Origin of the sequence: Actinomadura sp. GC306, from assembly GCF_004348665.1 — a bacterium.
In the GTDB taxonomy this organism is placed as follows: Bacteria; Actinomycetota; Actinomycetes; order Streptosporangiales; family Streptosporangiaceae; genus Spirillospora.
In genome coordinates this window covers 1-16,796 of record NZ_SMKM01000135.1, presented here as the reverse complement: position 1 = coordinate 16,796, position 16,796 = coordinate 1, and the positions used below count along the sequence as shown (strand labels likewise).

Sequence of the window (16,796 nt, the reverse complement as noted above, 5' to 3'; positions counted from 1 at the left end):
GGCGGCGGGAACGCCCCGGCGGGGACGGTGCCGGGCGGCGCGAACGGCGGCTCGGTGGCCGCGCCCGCCGGCCGGGGACCGGGCTGCCCGGCCGGTGCCTCCGCGGCCGGTGCCGCCGCGTCCGGGGGCGAGGAGCGGGTGGCGGCGGAGCTGCCCTCCGCGAGGAGGTTCGCGTCGGAGCCGGTGCCGAGCAGCCGCCGCAGCACCTGGAGCGCGGTGGGCCGGTCCGCCGGGTCCTTCGCCAGGCAGGCCGCGACTAGGTCGCGCAGGTCGCCGTCCAGCGCGCCCAGGTCGGGGTCCGCGTGCAGGATGCGGTGCATGATCGCCGGGACGGAGTCGTGGCCGAACGGCGCCACCCCGTTCGCCGCGAACGCGATCGTGCAGCCCCACGCGAACATGTCCAGCGGCGCGCCCCCGGACGACCCCGCCACCTGCTCCGGCGCCATGAAGGCCGGCGTGCCGACGGCGCCGGTCATGGTCGCGGACGTGGCGTCCAGCGAACGGGCGATGCCGAAGTCGATGACCCGCGGGCCGTCCTCGCCCAGCAGCACGTTGGCGGGCTTGAAGTCGCGGTGGACGACGCCTGCCTCGTGGATCGCCGCGAGCGCGGTCGCGGTGCCGATGGCGAGCCGGGTCAGCTCGGTGCCGGCGAGCACGCCGCGTCCGGCGACCAGCTCCCGCAGCGACGGCCCTTCGATGTACTCGCTCACGATGTACGGCGGGTCGGCGTCGGCGTCCGCCGCGAAGATGGGCGCCGTGCAGAACGGGGCGACGCGCCGCGCGGCGGCCAGCTCCCGCTCGAACGCGGTGCGGGCACGGGCGTCCGTCCGGAAGTCCGCGTGCAGGAGCTTCACCGCGACCCGCTGCCCGGTGCCGGTCTCCCCGAGGAAGACGCTGCCCTGCGCGCCCTCACCGATCCGGGCGGTGAGCCGGTACCCGCCGACCTCCCGGGGATCGTTCGGGCGCAGCGGGCGGGTACCGGACATTTACGGACCTCCAGGGCGCGGACGGGCGGGAGAAGGCTATCGGGGAACGCCCCCGGCGACGGTGCCCGCAGGGATCAAGGGGCCGCCGCGATCAGCGCGACCCGACGGGCTCGCGGAAGGACGCGATGAGGTCGCGGTACCAGGCGAACGACTTCTTCGGTGTGCGCTTCTGGGTCTCGTAGTCCACGTGGACGAGGCCGAACCGCGGGTGGTAGCCCTCCGACCATTCGAAGTTGTCCAGGAGGGACCAGGCGTAGTAGCCGCGGATGTCGATGCCCTCGTCGATGGCGGTCCGCATGGCCTTGATGTGGGCGTCCATGAAGTCGATGCGGGCGGAGTCGTCCACGGTGCCGTCCGGGCCGATCTCGTCCGGGAACGAGCACCCGTTCTCGGTGATGTAGAGCGGGGGCAGGTCGTACCTGGAGTGGAGCGTACGCAGCAGTGAGAGGAACGCGTCCGGGACGATCGGCCAGCCCATCCCGGTCGTCGGGTACTCGGTGACGTCCACCATGTCGAAGGGAAGCGGCCCTTCGGACGGCGTCGCGAGCCGGGTCGGCTGGTAATAGTTCACGCCCAGGAAGTCGAGGGGTGTGGCGATGACGGAGAGGTCCTCCGGGCGGACGAACGCCGCGCCGTCCATGAGGTCGGGGTAGCGGCCGGTCATGACGGGATCGGTGAAGAGCCTGTTCATGAACGCGTCGAAGGCGTCCGCGGCGGGCTGGTCCTCGGGGGTCGCGGCCCAGGCGGGGGAGTAGTGGTTCGTCAGGCCGACCTTGCGGGCGTTCCTGCTGCGCAGTGCGTGCACGGCCAGGCCGTGGGCGAGGAGTTGATGGTGCGCGGTGGGGAGCGCGTCGAGCATGAGCGTGCGGCCGGGGGCGTAGACGCCGAACGCGTAACCGTAGGCCGTCACGACCACGGGCTCGTTGAGAGTTATCCACATGTCGACGCGGTCGGCGAGCCGGTCGGCGGCGAGGTAGGAGAATTCGGCGAACCGGTAGGCGGTGTCACGTTCCATCCAGCCGCCCGCGTCTTCGAGCGGTTGCGGGAGGTCCCAGTGGTAGAGCGTCGCGGCGGGGGCGATGCCCGCGGCGAGCAGGCCGTCCACCAGGCGGTCGTAGAAGTCGAGCCCCTTGGTGTTGACCGGGCCGCTCCCCGCCGGCTGGACACGCGGCCACGCGATCGAGAACCGGTAGGAGCCGACGCCGAGGTCCCGCATGAGCGCGACGTCCGCGGGCCACCGGTGGTAGTGGTCGCAGGCGACGTCGCCGGTGTGGCCGTCGCGGACGCGTCCCGGCGTATGGGAGAACGTGTCCCAGGTGGACGGGCCCCGCCCGTCCTCGTCCACCGCACCCTCGACCTGGTACGCGGCGGTGGCGACACCCCAGCGGAACCCTTCCGGCAGCCCCATCGCGCCCCTCCTCGACGACACCCGCGCGAAAACGCGAATAGCTTTCGGATATTAGGGGTTCGGGCGGTGCGGGCGGAAGCCTCCCCCGACCCCGTGGCGCGATCGCCGGTGCGCAATTGCCGAGGTCCGCCGCGTTGGGGTGACAATGGTGGGGTGACCGAGATCCGGACTCCGCTCCGCCGCCGTCCTGCCCAGCGCCGCAGCGCCGAACGCGTCCAGCGGATGCTCGACGCCTGCGCGGACATCCTCGACGAGGACGGCTACGACGGCCTCACCACGACGCGCATCGCCCAGCGCGCCGATGTGGCGATCGGCTCGGTGTACCAGTTCTTCCCCGACAAGCGCGCCGTCGCGCAGGCCCTTGCCCTGCGCAACCTGGAGGTCTTCGGGGAGCGGATCTCGGCGCGGCTGGCCGAGGACGACTTCGCCGACTGGTCCGACACGGTCGGCGCGATCATCGAGATCTTCGTCGAGATGCACCGGACCGTGCCCGGTTTCCGCGTGCTGCGGTTCGGCGACGTCGCGGACGTCCACCTGCTCGACTCCGACGCCGACAACAACACCGTCGTCGCCGAGACGCTCCGCCGGATGATCGTCGAGACCTTCGACCTGCGGGACACCCCCGGCCTGGCCATCGCGCTCGCCATCTCGGTGGAGGCCGGCGACGCCGTGCTGAAGATGGCGTTCCGCAGCGACCCCGCCGGCGACCCGGTGATCGTCGCCGAGGCGGAGCGGCTCATCAACAGGTATCTCGCGTCGCACATCGAGGATTCCTGAACCGACGATTCCCGACCTGCCACACTCATCCGTGACAGATACCCCCAAGGCTCAGGAACGGGTGAGTCCGCTGGACGCACAAGGGCTCCAGGCGCACGGCAGGCTGCTGATCAGGCAGCGGATACGCCTGATGGTGAACCAGTACGAGGTGCGCGCCGAGGCGCCGGGCGGGAAGGAGGGCGAGCTGCTCGCCTTCGCCCAGCAGAAGCGCATGGCGTTCAAGGAGCAGGTGACCCTCTACACCGACGACACGAAGTCGCGTCCGATCCTCGGCTTCAAGGCCCGCAAGCGCATCGACCTCGCCTCCGCGTACGACATCACCGACGCCGAAGGGCAGGCGATCGGCGTCTTCCGCAAGGACTTCAAGAAGTCGCTCCTCGCCTCCACGTGGCACCTGGAGCAGCCGGGCCTGGGCCAGTTCACGGGCAGCGAGCGCAACAAGGCCGTCGCGGCGCTGCGGCGCGTCTGGCAGTTCATCCCGATGGTGGACTCGCTGCCGTTCGCGTGGCCGTACCACTTCGACTTCTACGCCGGCGACCAGCTCGTCTTCTCCGTCGACAAGAGGTTCGGCATCCGCGACCGCTACGTCGTCGAGATCCACGACCCCCGCATCGACCGCCGCCTGGTGATAGCCCAGGCCGTCGGACTGGACGCCCTCCAGTCCCGGTAGCGGCGGGCGGGACTCCGGTGGGTCTGGTTTCTCGGGGCTTTACATGTTACGAAGGTATGTAAAGCCGTGGGCGGAGCACACCCGCGTCGCGATCGCGCGGCGTCATCCCCCCGAGGAGGATCTTCGTGAGTTCCTACGACCTCTACTCCACGCCGGTGCCGACGGAGACGTGGAACGTCCCCATGGCCGGTGACACCCGCTTCACCTGGGAATACGACGAGGGGCGCGACCGGCTGCTCAGCCTGTACCAGAAGGGCAAGGACAAGCAGTGGGACGCGCAGAAGCGCATCGACTGGGACCTTGAGGTCGATCCGATCAACGTCGCGGGCCTGCCGGAGAACTTCAACCCGCTCTTCGGCTCCGACATCTGGGACAAGATGTCGCAGAAGGAGCGCGACGAGTTCGGCCGGCACCAGGGATCGTGGCTGTTCAGCCAGTTCCTGCACGGCGAGCAGGGCGCGCTCAACGTGTCGGCGCGCATCGTGCAGTCCGTGCCGGACCTCGACTCCAAGTTCTACGCCGCCACCCAGACGATGGACGAGGCGCGGCACGTCGAGCTCTACACGAAGTTCGTGCACGAGAAGATCGGCATGTACTACCCGATCAACCAGGACCTGGCGAAGCTGCTCGCCGAGTCGTTGGAGGACAGCCGGTGGGACCTGCCGTACCTCGGGATGCAGGTGCTCATCGAGGGCCTCGCGCTCGCCGCGTTCGGCCTCTACCGCGACATGTCGACGAACCCGCTGGTCAAGCAGCTCCTCGCGTACGTCATGCAGGACGAGGCGCGGCACGTGGCGTTCGGCCGGCTCGCGCTGAAGGACTACTACGCCGAGCTCACCGACAAGGAGCGGGCCGAGCGCGAGGAGTTCGTCGTCGAGGGCTGCTACCTGATGCGGGACCGGTTCAAGGGCAAGGAGATCTTCGAGCAGCTCGACATGCCGGTCGACAAGTGCATGGAATACGTCGACGACTCGGATATGTACACGCTCTATCAGTCGCTGCTGTTCAGCCGCATCGTGCCGTGCGTCCGGGACGTCGGGCTGTGGGGCGACAAGGTGCAGGCCGCCTACGCGGACATGGGCGTCCTCGACAATGCCAAGGCCGACCTCGAAGCGCTCATGAAGCAGGACGAGGAGATCGCCGAGAAGGTCGACGAGGAGCGCTACGCGGCCGAGCTCGCCGCCCGTAAGAACGAGGTGGACTCGGCCATCGCGCTCGGCGGCACCGCGGAGTAGCCGGAACGCACCAGCCGGGGACGCCCTGCCGGGCGTCCCCGTTTCCGCTTCTCTGGAATGGTATGTCGGGCCTTGATGTCATTTGCAGGCCGCGGCTTCTCCGGCAACGGATTCTGTAGATCTAGGCGGGGTTTACCAATCGCTTCGCCAAATGGCCGTGCGCGCCTCCGGGCTGTACTAGCGTCGCCGGGCGACGGTGCGCCGGAAAATGTTTACCTCGGGCGCACATCACACGTGCAGGGTCAGATCCGAAATATCCCGGGGGGAAACATGTACCGATCCGTGAAGAGTCTGCTGAGCGTCTCCGTCCTCGTGCCGGCGGCGGCGTTCGCCGTCGCGGCGGCGCCCGCGAACGCCGCGGCCGGCCCGTCCACCGAACTCCTCTACGAGAGCTACGCCGCGGCCGAGCCGGTCGCCCGGACGCTCCCCGAGCCGCTGACGATGACCGCGGGGCAGGCCGCCGAGGCGGCCACGCAGGAGGTCGACCACGTGCTCCGGGGCACGGCGGTCGCGCCCGGCCTCCGGGCGGCCAACCCCGACCCGTTCGCCGGCGCGATGCCCCCCGCGATCACCGGGGATGCGGCCCAGCAACAGCAGCAGCAGCCGCAGCAACAGCAGCCGCAGCAGCCCACGGGCGACCTCGGCAGCGTGTCGAACCTGCTCACGGACCTCGGCCTCAACCAGGCTCTGACCGGCCGCCCCGTCCTCCGCGAAGCCCAGCGGGCCGAGTCGCCGGTGAGCCTGCTGCAGACGGACGTCCCGGCCATGCTCGGCGCGGCGAGCCCGGCCGGGCTGCCGGTGGGCCGGACGCTCTTCCCGCCGAACGCCCGGGCCGCGCAGCCGGCCCCGGCCGGCGACCTGGTCGGGCAGGCCGACGGGGTGGTCACGGAGGCCGGCGGCAACCTCGACGCGGCCGGCGTCGGTGAGGTCGTGCACGTGCTGGAGGCGAGCGAGCACGCCGCGGCCCGCGGGGACGGCCCGGTGTCCCTGCTGGACACGCCCAACCTGAAGCTGCCCGCGGTGCCCTCGCTGCGCTGACCGAAGGCCCTGATCAAGCTGATCAAAACGGGGCGTTCCGCAGATGTCGTAACATCTGCGGGACGCCCCGTTTTCTTTGCGTGCACGGTCCCCGTTATATGTCCGAGATCGCGGTTCTCGTGCGGGTAAAGGAGATCATCTTGCCCGGTTACACACCGCTTGCGAGTGACTTCACACGGCAAAGGGTCGGGTGACAAACCCCACAAATGAGGGCCCTGCGTCTTGATTCACGCGAGACGCGACGTACGGTCAACCACGAACCGCCTTCGTCCGGTCCGCCCGCCATAAAGATCATTTGGTGGGGGTCGTCAAGGGGCGAACGCGGTCGTTCGGTGCGGCTTCTGAGTGATCAAAAAAAGAAGATGCCTTTCCGGCCGCACCTGCCGGACGCCAGACCGCGATGACGCGGCCGCGCCTTGAGATCGGCGCGGGGAGCGGGCCCATGAGCCCGCGGGCGGCGGGGGATTCGGGGACGATCGACGTCGCCTGAACGCGCCGCGAGCACGGCGTGACGACGCGCCGGGCGTCCGGGGCCCTGTCCCCGATCAAAGGACACCTCTGTGGGTAGCCCTGTCAGGCGTCTTCTTCGAGCACGCCTACGAACGATTCTGATCGTCTCCGGTGCCGCGGCCGCGGTCCTCACCCTGGCCGCGTTCGCCCTGGTCAAGACCGACGGCTCCGCCGAAGCGGCGCGGGCGGCGCAGGTACCGCCGAAGGCCGCGGAACCGCGGGCCGGCGAGCCGCCGGCCGACGGGCCGCGCCCCGAACCGACGCGCGCGGCCCGCGGCGGGACCCGCTCACCCGAGCCGTCCCGGAAGAAGAAGACCGGACCTCCGAAGGACAGGTCCGACGTCACGGCCGGCGAGGCGCCGAAGCCGAAGGCCGAGAAGAAGAAAAAGAAGAAGCGGAAGGTCCTGGAGTCGGGATCCTGCGAAGCCTCGTACTACTGGCAGGGGCAGATGACCGCCAGCGGCGAGCCCTTCGACCCGAGCGAGCTGACGGCCGCGCACAAGACGCTGCCGATGGGCTCCAAGGTCCGCGTGACGAACAAGAACAACGGCCGGTCCGTCACCGTCCGCATCAACGACCGCGGCCCGTTCGTGAGCGGCCGCTGCCTGGACCTGTCGAGGGCCGCCATGAAGAAGGTGGGCGGCACCGGATCGGGCGTGATCCCGGTCCGCTACGAGGTCCTCTCCCGCGGTTGACCCCGCACCAGCTGAAACCCGCCCGGCGGGCGCGCAAGCGTGCCCGCCGGGCGGGTTTCAGCGTCCGCCTCCGGCCGCCGCGCTCCATGGCTCGGCGGCCTCCTGGGGCTCAGGAGGCGCGCCACCCGCGTCAAGTGACCACGCCCCGGTTCCTGCGTCCGCGTTTCCAGACGCCTGCGCGTCCTCTGCGGTCCGGGCGCTCGTGGTCTGGGTGTCTGCGGGGTGGGTGGTCGTCGGGGTGGTGGCCAGGCGTTCTCGGAACCAGTCGGTCAGGACGCCGTCTACTCGCACCGCCTCGGTTATGGGCGGGCGTGCCTCCGTGCCGGGCTCGGCGGCCAGGGCGTGGGCCATGCGGAACGTGGTGGACTCCACGGGGCCGGTGTCGTTGCGGCGCAGTACGTCGCGCAGTGCGGTGATCTCCTGGGCGGGTACGACGCGGTCGGCGGCGCCGCCGATGAGGAGGGTCGGGACGTCCCGTCCGGCCAGTTCCGGGGCGATGGCGGCGAGGTCGAGGCGGTCGGCGCGGGCGTGGGCGTCGTCCGTCCAGGAACGGTCCAGGCCGGAGCGCTTCTCCACCGCCCGCGCGGCGCGCGAGGGTGCGACGACCGGTGCCACGAGTGCGAGGGTGCTCACCGGCACCGCGTCGCGTGCCGCGGCCAGCAGCGCGGCGGCGCCGCCCACGCTGAAGCCCGCGAGGCCGACCGGCCCGTCGGGGACGGCTAGGTCGCGGCGGATCTCGGCCAGGGCCGAGGGGAGGCGCCGGACGGCGTCCTCGACCGCCGTGCAGTACGTCTCGATGGCCTCCGTCCGCAGGATCTCGCCTGATTCGAGCCCGCCGGGCGAGGTGCACGGCAGGTCGAGGTAGACGCGCCACACCGGGACCCCGGTCATCGGGATCGCCGCCGCCAGCGCCTGCGCGGTGCGGGGCGGATCGAAGCCCGGCCAGGCCACGATCAGCCGGGTCGGGCCCCCGGGGGACGCGTCGACCGCGGTCGGGGGCAGCGCGACATAGGCGCCGCCGACCGCGGTGCCGTGGACGGGTCGCTGCGTATCGTCGCCGCTCATATCGGTCTTCGGCTCCTGCGGTGGTCGGCGGCCATGCCGGTCGTGCCGGGGGAGGCGGCGCCCCCCGCGGGCGACATGCTTCCAGTGAACGCGGGGCAACACGCCGTGAACCGCCGCACGTGCGCGACGGGAGTGAGCCTTCTCACGCGCGCATGGTGTTTCGTCCGGCGAAATCGCGATCATTCCGGCGCCCTTCGCCGGAATGGCCGTGCGGCCCGCCTCAATCTCGGCTGAGGGGAACATTCCCGGCATTCATGGCGTCTTAGTAATGCGTGGGCGCCGCGGGGGCGCGCCCTCCTGAACGTTCGTCGAAGGAGTGCTCGTGGATCGGAAGCGCAGTGCGGCCGCCGCAGGGCAGGCTTGGCAGATCTATCGCGAGACCCAGCAACCCGACGCCCCTGGCCTGTGGGAGCGGGCGCGGGCCGTCCCCCGGATGCTCAAGTCGGTCCTCCGCGGCGAGTACAAGGGCATGTCGTTCGGGACGCTCGGGCTGCTCGCCCTGGGCCTCGTCTACATCGTCTCCCCGATCGACGCCATTCCCGACATGATCCCCGTCGTGGGCATCGCCGACGACACGGGCCTGGCGCTGTGGATGGCGACGGTCCTCGTCAAGTCCGCGGGCGACTTCGTCGCCTGGGAGCGCGGGGGCCGGCCGACCGTCCTCGTGGGCGAACCCGTCGACTGACACGATTTCCGGAGAGGCGAGACCGTTCGTTTGGGACGGTCTCGCCTTTCACGTGTTCGGGTCGAGTTCCTTGGCGAAGCGTTCGGCCGCCTCCAGCATGATGGGGACGACGTTAGGGACGGCCTCGCGCGTCATCCGCCCGGACGGGCCGGATACGGAGATCGCGGTCAGCGCCGGCACGCCGCGTAGTGGCACCGCGACGCAGCGGACCCCGAGCTCCTGCTCCTCGTCGTCCAGCGCGTACCCCTGCTCGCGGATCCGCCCCAGCTCGGCCAGCAGGGCCTCCGGGGTGGTCAGCGTGTTGGGCGTGTGCGCCGCCATCCCCGTCCGGGCGAGGATCTCCGCGACCCGCTGGTCGGGTAGCTGCGACAGCAGCGCCTTGCCCACGCCCGTGCAGTGCGGCTGGACGCGCCGTCCCACCTCGGTGAACATCCGCATGGAGTGCCTGGACGGCACCTGTGCGACGTACACGGCCTCGTCGCCCTCCAGGACCGCCATGTTGGCCGTCTCGCCGACCTCGTCCACGAGGCGGGCCAGCACCGGCCGCGCCCACGTCCCAAGCAGGCGGCTGGCGCCCTCGCCGAGCCGGACCAGGCGCGGGCCCAGCGCGTACCGCTTCGACGGCTCCTGGCGCACGTAGCCCTGGTTCACCAGCGTCCGCATCAGGCGGTAGATCGTCGGCATCGGCAGCCCGGAGACCTCCGTGAGCTCCGACAGCGCCATCTCGCCCCCCGCGTCCGCCAGATGCTCCAGCAGATCGAACGCACGCTCCAGCGAACGAACGGCCTCCGCCACCCCGGGTCTCCTCTCCCTGACGATTCACCCGATTCTACGGAGAATCGATTTCGCTATGCGGAAGAGGTGCGGTCGTCAGAGTGATGCACGTTACACGCGTACCGAAGTTGGCAATAACCCTCTGTGCCCGGCGCCGTATCGCCGCCCCCCAGGCAGCCATGAGAGACAGCGAAACCGCGAGAGGGGAAAGGGTTGCACACGGGGGGCCGAAGGACACTCTGGGCTGCGATCGCACTGGCCGCACCGTCGGTGATGCTCGCCGGCCCGACCGCCGCCGCCGGACTCGGCGAGCGCTCGTCCGGCGTCCGGCTGCTCATCGACATGGCGGCGACCGGGGACACGACCACGGACAAGGGCGCCGCGCTGACGTACACGGTCCGCGTGCACGCCCAGGGCGGAACCGCCAAGGACACGACGCTGCGCTGGACCGCTGAGCGGCCGCTGTCCTGGACGAAGTTCTCGCCGTCCTGCACCAAGGTCGCGCTGGAAGAGTTGCGCTGCGCGTTGGGTGACGTCGGCGGGAAGCCTGTCGAACGGACGGCCACCGTCCTGGTGCCGCGCGAAGTGGTCTCGGCATCCGGGGGCCGCGTACTGCCGCTGAGCATCCAGGTCGTGGCGGACGCCGCGAACGCGGACAGCCGGTCGACCCGCGCGATCATCGACCGAGCCGACGCTCCGAAGCCGGACAAGGACGGCGACGAGGAGGCTTGCGAGGAGGACGCGGACGGGCGCCCCTGCGAGGCGGGTACCCCCAGCGGCCCCAAGCCGACCCCGGACGGTCACTCGGGCAAGCCCAGCGGCAGCGCGTCGTCCAGCCCCAAGAATCCGGCGGGCGGGGACGGCCAGCCGGGCACTCCCAGCGGTGGAAAGCCGAGCAAGAGCCCGAAGTCCGGCGGAACTCCCAAGGCCGGACAACCGACGACGAGCGGAAGCTCGAAGCCTGGCGAACAGCCGAAGACGAGCGGGCACCCGGAGCCTGGCGGGATCCCGAAGTCCGGCGCGAGCCCGAAGCCGGGCGGTGCCCCGAAGGCCGGACAACCGAAGGCGAGCGGGCATCCGAAGTCCGGCGCGAGCCCCAAGGCGGGCGGCGGTCCGAAGTCGGGTACTCCGAAGCCGGGCAGCCCGAAGTCCGGCGGTACTCCGAAGTCCGGCGGGACACCGAAGGCGGGGGGAACTCCGACGTCCGGCGGTAGCCCGAAGGCGGGCGGTACTCCGAAGTCGGGCGGAACTCCGAAGGCGGGCGGAACTCCGAAGGCGGGCGGAACTCCGAAGTCGGGCGGAACTCCGAAGTCGGGCGGGACGCCGAAGGCGGGCGGGAGTCCGAAGGGGAGCGGGAGTCCGAAGGGGAGCGGGCATCCGAAGGCGGGGCAGAGTCCGAAGGCCGGTGGGTCTCCGAAGGCGGGGGGTCATCCGACGGCCGGTGGGAAGCCCGGCACCCGGCCCAGCGAGGGCTCCGCGTCCAGCGGCAAGCCGTCCTCCGGCGGCGCGGTGAAGCCCAGGACGGCCGACCAGCCCGGCGGCGGCGCGCACGGGCCGGCGAGTGCGGGTCCCGAGGCGTCCACCGGCGGTGACGGATGCCGGCCCGGTGAAGACTGCGCCGCGTTCCCCATGCCGCCAGGCGGCGCAGGCGGCACGGGCCCCGGCGCCGGGCCGCAGGCGCCGGGCGGCACGGAGCAGCTTCTCCCTGAGCTGCCGTCGGGGGCGCCGGCCATCCCCGCGCCGACCGCGCCGACCGCGCCGGGGCCGGGTGACGTCTCGCTGCCGCCGCCCCTGACCGCCCCCGAGCAGGCCGGTCCGGCGGCGGACGGCAAGGGCAGGATGACGCTGATGTCCCCGACCGCGATGAGCGAGCAGGAGGAGACGGACTGGGCGATCGTCGTCGGCATCGCGCTCGTGGCCGAGATCGGCCTGCTGTGGGCCATCGCCTGCGTCGGGCTGCTGCGGCGGCGGATGACGCTGCACCGCGCCACGGCCGCCGCCACCGAACCCGAAGGTGCGCTGACGTGATCTTTTCCCAGGGGGCCCGCGGGCGAGCCGAACGGGCTCGCCCCTGCTCGCGGCGCCCGAATCCGTGGATGATTGTCCCCGTACCGTCCCAATTGGGGGGCTCTGTCAGTAAGCTAACCGCCTGACCAGTAAACGCTGTCGTGACGGACAGGGGATCCGGTATGTCAGACGCGACGCTGCGCTGCCCGAAGTGCGAATCCGTGCTCGGGACACACGAACGCAACGGGGTCGTGATCGAGGAATGCCCGGGATGCCGGGGCGTCTTTCTTGATCGCGGAGAACTCGAACAGCTGATCGACGCCGAGAGCCGCTACCTCGCCGCTCTTCCGGACGACGTCAACCCGGAGACCACCTACCAGGGACGCCACCGCAGGGGCATCATGCAGCAGATCTTCTCCGGCGGCCATTAGCCGCAAGCACGGTCGGTGACCGGACGGACGGCACCCTGTTAGGGGGGTATTCCTCTTGTCACGGCGGTGACAAACCCCGCTTTGCCGAATGTGACCGCGAGCTAATATCGCGCACTCACTACCATCGGGTAGCTTGACGATCATCGCCGGTCGCCCGGGCGCCGGACACGGTCGTCCGCCCGGAGAACGAGACCGGCCGCGGCATCACCCCTCGGCCCCGCCCGGCCCATCCCCTCGGGAGATTGATCAATGGCATTGGGCTCGCTGCTCCCCGACCTCCTGCCCGGAGGTTCCGGCCGCACCCCGCTGATCGAGCGGGTCGCGAGGTGGGCGAAGGAGAAGCCGGACGCCCCGGCCTACACCTTCGTCGACTACTCGACCGACCCGTCCGGCGCCCATGTCACGCTGACCTGGGCCGAGACGGAACGGCACGCACGGGCGACGGCCGTGACGCTCCGCCAGGTCACCGGACCGGGCGAGCGGGCCGCGCTGCTGCTGCCGCAGACCCTCGAATACATGATGACCATGCTCGGCGCGATGCACGCGCACGTCATCGCGGTGCCGCTGTTCTCGCCCGACCTCCCCGGCCACGCCGACCGGCTGATCGGCGCCTACTCCGACGCGGAGCCCGCGGTCATCGTCACCACGCGGAACGCGCTCCCGCACGTGGAGAAGTTCCTCGCCGACCACGACGTCCCGAACCCGAAGGAGATCGTCTTCGCGGACGAGATCGACCTCTCCCTCGCGGACCGCTGGGAGCCCGAGCCCGTCGCGTTCGACGACCTCGCCTACCTGCAGTACACGTCCGGCTCTACGCGCCGCCCCGCCGGAGTGGAGATCACCCACGGGAACGTGACGGCGAACGCCGCGCAGCTGTGGGCCGGATGGGCGCCGGACAAGCCCGACCCGGAGCTGGTGAGCTGGCTGCCCCTGTTCCATGACATGGGCCTCATCGCGACCATGGCCCTGCCCATGGTGCGCGGTGACCACGCCATCTACACCGACCCCGTCTCGTTCATCATGAACCCGATGCGGTGGCTCGAACTCATCGCGGAGCGTCCGAGCAAGAACGTCTACACCGCGGGCCCCAACTTCGCCTACGAGTACGTCGCGTCGCAGGCGACGCCGGAGAAGGTCGCCGAGCTGGACCTGTCCGGGCTGACGACGTGCCTGAACGGTGCGGAGCCGATCCGCACGTCCACGCTGACGATGTTCGCGGACGCGTTCGCGTCCGCCGGCCTGCGCCCCGGCGTGCAGGCTCCCGGGTACGGGCTGGCCGAGGCGACCGTGTTCGTGTCCGCGGCGGCCGAGGACGCGCCGCCCAAGGTCATCAACGTCGACCGGGAGGCGCTCACCCAGGGTGAGCTGCGGCTCTGCGGCGCCGACTCCGAGCGCGCCAGCGCCCTCGTGTCGTGCGGACGGCCCTGCGGGCAGATCGTCGCGATCGTCGACCCGGACACCCGCGTCGAGCAGCCGGACGGCACCGTCGGCGAGATCTGGGTGCACGGCCCCAACACCGCCCCCGGGTACTGGCGCAACTCCGAACGCAGCCAGGACACGTTCGGCGGCGAACTGTCCGAGCCGGGGGAGCTGCCGGCCGGGCCTTGGATGAAGACCGGTGACTACGGCGTCGTCCACGAGGGCGAGCTGTACGTCACAGGCCGCATCAAGGACCTCATCATCGTGGACGGCCGCAACCACTACCCGCAGGACATCGAGGTCACCGCACAGGAGGCGCACCCGGCGATCCGCCCCGATCACGTCGCCGCGTTCGCGCTGCCCGGGGAGGAGACCGAGCGGCTGGTGGTCGTCGCCGAGCGCAACCGCCGCATCCCGCTCGCACGGCTGGACCCCCACGAGGTGGAGTCCGCCGTGAGGGGGGCCGTCAACGTCGAGCACGAGATGAGCGTGCACGAGTTCGTGTTGATCGAACCGGGTGGCGTGTCCCGTACGTCGAGCGGCAAGATCGCCCGTGCGGCCACGCGTCAGCGCTACCTTGACGGCGAGCTGCCAACGACAGAGGCTCGTCTGGCGTCTCGTAAGTAGCGCAAAGGGCGCGAAGGGGGCACCCGTCCGGGGTGGGCGCACGTACCATCCTGGACGAACCGTGCCGTCCTGGACGGCCGCCGGTCGGCGGCCGGCGGTCCGGGGGCGAGTGACGGGCCGACGCGGCCCCGCGCGGGCCGTGACGACACAGGAGGATCATGCTTTCGGGGCTGGGGCGTCTCATCCACCGGCGACGCTGGACCAGCCTTGTTCTGATCACGATCATGACCTGCGTCGCGGGCGTGTGGGGCCTCGGAGTGTTCTCCAAGTTCACGGAGGGCGGCTTCGAGGACCCGGACGCCTCCTCGACGCTCGTCGCCAAGCTCGGCGCCACCTACTTCGGCAGCACCAACCCCGACGTCCTCGTCCTCTACAGCAGCGACACCATGACGGTGGACGACCCGCGCTACCAGGCGAGCGTCGTCACCACCATCGCGCGCCTGCCCAAGGCCAACGTCGAAGAGATCATCTCGTACTGGTCGTTCGACGGTAAGGCCGCGGAGACGTTCGCCTCCCACGACCGCCGTTCCACGTTCGTCGCGGTGAAACTGCAGGGCGACGACGGCGCCACCCAGATCGAGAACTACCACGCCATCAAGGAGCGCTTGGCCGCGCCAGGGCTCACGGTCGAGTTCGGCGGCAGCGTCCCCCTCGGTGAGGAGTTCGGTAAGCAGGTCGTCAACGACATCGTCCGCGCGGAGCTGATGACCGCGCTGCCCCTGATCATCCTGCTCGTCATCCTGTTCGGGGCCCTGAACGCCGCGTTCCTGCCGCTCATCGTGGGGATCTTCTCGACGATCGGCGGACTGGCCGTCCTGCACGTCGTCACCTACGCCACCGACGTGACGTCCTTCGCCCTGGAAGTCGTCACGATGATGGGCGTCGGTCTGGCGATCGACTACTCGCTGTTCATCATCAGCCGTTTCCGTGAGGAACTGGGGCGCGGCATGGCCGCGCAGGGCATCCCGCCGGGCAAACCCTGGAAACGGCAACGCGACCGGAAGTCGCGCAAGGCGGCGAAGGACGCGTACAGAGAGGCGCTGCGTCCCATCAGGCAGAGCGCCCTGTCCACCACCATGGCCACCGCGGGCCGCACCATCGTGGTCAGCGGCATCACCGTCTCGGCCGCCCTCGCGGGCCTCCTGCTCTTCCCGCAGATGTTCCTCCGGACGATCGGACTCGCGGGCATAGCCACCGTCATGGTCGCGGTGTTCGGCGCGACCGTCCTGCTGCCGACCCTCCTGGCGCTCCTAGGGCCGCGCGTCGAGTTCGGCCGGATGCCCTGGCGGCGGCCCACCGCCAAGCGCGCGCAGCGGGATCCGGACAGCGGCTTCTGGTACCGCCTCGGCCAGAGCGTGATGAAGCATCCGCTGCCGTACTTCACGGTCGTCCTCGTCATCCTCGGCGTGATGTTCGTGCCGTTCCTGAACGTCCAGTTCGGCAGTGTGGACGCCCGCGTCCTCCCCAAGGACAGCCCCACCCGCATGGTGGTGGAGACCATCAAGGCCGAGTTCCCCAACGGCTCCGCCGAACCCATCGACGTCGTCGTCTCCGGCGACCTCATCCCGCGCGACTGGACGCCCCGCAGCGACGACCCCATCCCGCCCTACCTGGACGAGTTCCGGCAGAAGCTGGGGAAGCTTCCCGGAGTGTCGGAGGCGCAGTTCACCGGCTACTCCGGCACGTACGGCGGCGTGCGGATCTCCGTCACGCACAAGTACGAGCCGATGGACCAGCGCGCCCAGGACCTCGTCACACAGATCCGCGGCATGCACCTGGCCAAGGACGGCTACCCGATGCACATCGACGTCGGTGGCAGCACGGCCGCGCAGATGGACCTGATGTCGAGCCTGATGGAGTCCCTGCCGAAGATGGCGCTCGTGGTGGGCGTCGCCACGTTCATCCTGCTGTTCATGTTCTTCGGCTCGATCGTCCTGCCGCTGAAGGCCATCGCGATGAACGTCCTGTCGATCGGCGCCTCGTTCGGCGCGATCGTGTGGGGCTTCCAGTACGGCCACCTCGCCGGGCTCCTCGACTTCACCCCCACGGGCGGCGTCGAGGCCACCAGCATGATCCTGATCCTCGCGGTCGTGTTCGGCTTGTCCATGGACTACGAGGTCTTCCTGCTCAGCCGCATCCGCGAGGAATGGGACCTCACCCACGACAACCGCGCCGCGGTCGCCCGCGGCATGCAGCACACCGGCAGCATCATCACCAGCGCCGCCCTGCTGTTCCTCGTCGTCATCGGCGCGTTCAGCACGGCGGGCATCACCGTCGTCAAGCTCATCGGCGTCGGCATGTTCGTCGCCATCGTGGTGGACGCGGTGCTCGTCCGCTCCCTGCTGGTCCCGGCCACGATGCGGTTCATGGGCGCCGCCAACTGGTGGCTGCCGGGCTTCCTCGCCGGCCTGCACGCCCGCATGGACCTGCGCGAACGCAGCACCGTCCTCGGCTCGCACACCCCCGCCG

14 protein-coding genes are annotated in these 16,796 nt (G+C 70.6%); 10 read left to right on the top strand and 4 right to left on the bottom strand.

Features of this window, described 5'->3' with window-relative positions:
• Both E1200_RS19320 and E1200_RS19315 read right to left on the bottom strand, forming a co-directional pair.
• The coding region (locus E1200_RS19320) for a serine/threonine-protein kinase (RefSeq protein WP_131953445.1) at nucleotides 1-986 on the bottom strand (986 nt) is incomplete at its 3' end.
• A 91-nt stretch (nucleotides 987-1,077) separates the two neighbouring features.
• Nucleotides 1,078-2,394: a GH1 family beta-glucosidase gene (locus tag E1200_RS19315; protein WP_131953444.1), complete on the bottom strand. Its 1,317-nt coding sequence runs from the start codon at nucleotides 2,392-2,394 to the stop codon at nucleotides 1,078-1,080.
• A 153-nt stretch (nucleotides 2,395-2,547) separates the two neighbouring features.
• Here E1200_RS19315 and E1200_RS19310 point away from each other — a divergent pair, with 153 nt between their 5' ends.
• The 5 genes from E1200_RS19310 to E1200_RS19290 all read left to right on the top strand — a co-directional run bounded on the left by E1200_RS19310 (nucleotide 2,548) and on the right by E1200_RS19290 (nucleotide 7,319).
• On the top strand, nucleotides 2,548-3,171 hold the full coding sequence (locus E1200_RS19310) for a TetR/AcrR family transcriptional regulator (RefSeq protein ID WP_131953443.1): 624 nt from the start codon (nucleotides 2,548-2,550) through the stop codon (nucleotides 3,169-3,171).
• 61 nt (nucleotides 3,172-3,232) lie between these two features.
• A complete protein-coding gene (locus tag E1200_RS19305; protein WP_243708687.1) occupies nucleotides 3,233-3,841 on the top strand; it encodes a hypothetical protein in 609 nt (202 codons plus the stop codon).
• 125 nt (nucleotides 3,842-3,966) lie between these two features.
• The gene (locus E1200_RS19300) at nucleotides 3,967-5,076 is read left to right on the top strand and encodes a ferritin-like domain-containing protein (RefSeq protein WP_131953442.1); all 1,110 of its coding nucleotides are present in this window, start codon (nucleotides 3,967-3,969) and stop codon (nucleotides 5,074-5,076) included.
• Between the two features lie 282 nt (nucleotides 5,077-5,358).
• A complete protein-coding gene (locus tag E1200_RS33805) occupies nucleotides 5,359-6,114 on the top strand; it encodes a hypothetical protein (protein WP_165950377.1) in 756 nt (251 codons plus the stop codon).
• A gap of 560 nt (nucleotides 6,115-6,674) precedes the next feature.
• Complete coding sequence (locus tag E1200_RS19290) at nucleotides 6,675-7,319, top strand: septal ring lytic transglycosylase RlpA family protein (protein ID WP_131953441.1); 645 nt, start codon at nucleotides 6,675-6,677, stop codon at nucleotides 7,317-7,319.
• A 57-nt stretch (nucleotides 7,320-7,376) separates the two neighbouring features.
• On the opposite strand, the gene E1200_RS19285 is transcribed toward E1200_RS19290, so the two are convergent.
• The gene (locus E1200_RS19285; protein WP_131953440.1) at nucleotides 7,377-8,384 is read right to left on the bottom strand and encodes a hypothetical protein; all 1,008 of its coding nucleotides are present in this window, start codon (nucleotides 8,382-8,384) and stop codon (nucleotides 7,377-7,379) included.
• 322 nt (nucleotides 8,385-8,706) lie between these two features.
• Here E1200_RS19285 and E1200_RS19280 point away from each other — a divergent pair, with 322 nt between their 5' ends.
• Nucleotides 8,707-9,069 carry a YkvA family protein gene (locus E1200_RS19280; protein WP_131953439.1) on the top strand — a complete coding sequence of 121 codons (363 nt, stop codon included), beginning with the start codon at nucleotides 8,707-8,709 and terminating at the stop codon, nucleotides 9,067-9,069.
• A gap of 48 nt (nucleotides 9,070-9,117) precedes the next feature.
• Here E1200_RS19280 and E1200_RS19275 read toward each other — a convergent pair whose 3' ends face one another.
• Nucleotides 9,118-9,864 carry an IclR family transcriptional regulator gene (locus tag E1200_RS19275; protein WP_279484642.1) on the bottom strand — a complete coding sequence of 249 codons (747 nt, stop codon included), beginning with the start codon at nucleotides 9,862-9,864 and terminating at the stop codon, nucleotides 9,118-9,120.
• Between the two features lie 252 nt (nucleotides 9,865-10,116).
• Between E1200_RS19275 and E1200_RS19270 the strand changes: the two genes are divergently transcribed.
• The 4 genes from E1200_RS19270 to E1200_RS19255 form a co-directional block, all read left to right on the top strand.
• On the top strand, nucleotides 10,117-11,871 hold the full coding sequence (locus tag E1200_RS19270) for a hypothetical protein (protein ID WP_131953438.1): 1,755 nt from the start codon (nucleotides 10,117-10,119) through the stop codon (nucleotides 11,869-11,871).
• A gap of 161 nt (nucleotides 11,872-12,032) precedes the next feature.
• Nucleotides 12,033-12,281: a zf-TFIIB domain-containing protein gene (locus tag E1200_RS19265; protein WP_131953437.1), complete on the top strand. Its 249-nt coding sequence runs from the start codon at nucleotides 12,033-12,035 to the stop codon at nucleotides 12,279-12,281.
• A 249-nt stretch (nucleotides 12,282-12,530) separates the two neighbouring features.
• Nucleotides 12,531-14,327, top strand: coding sequence for a fatty acyl-AMP ligase (locus E1200_RS19260; protein WP_131953436.1), 1,797 nt, complete (start codon nucleotides 12,531-12,533; stop codon nucleotides 14,325-14,327).
• Between the two features lie 224 nt (nucleotides 14,328-14,551).
• Nucleotides 14,552-16,796: MMPL family transporter (locus E1200_RS19255; RefSeq protein WP_243708686.1), on the top strand; the 2,245-nt coding region annotated here is incomplete at its 3' end.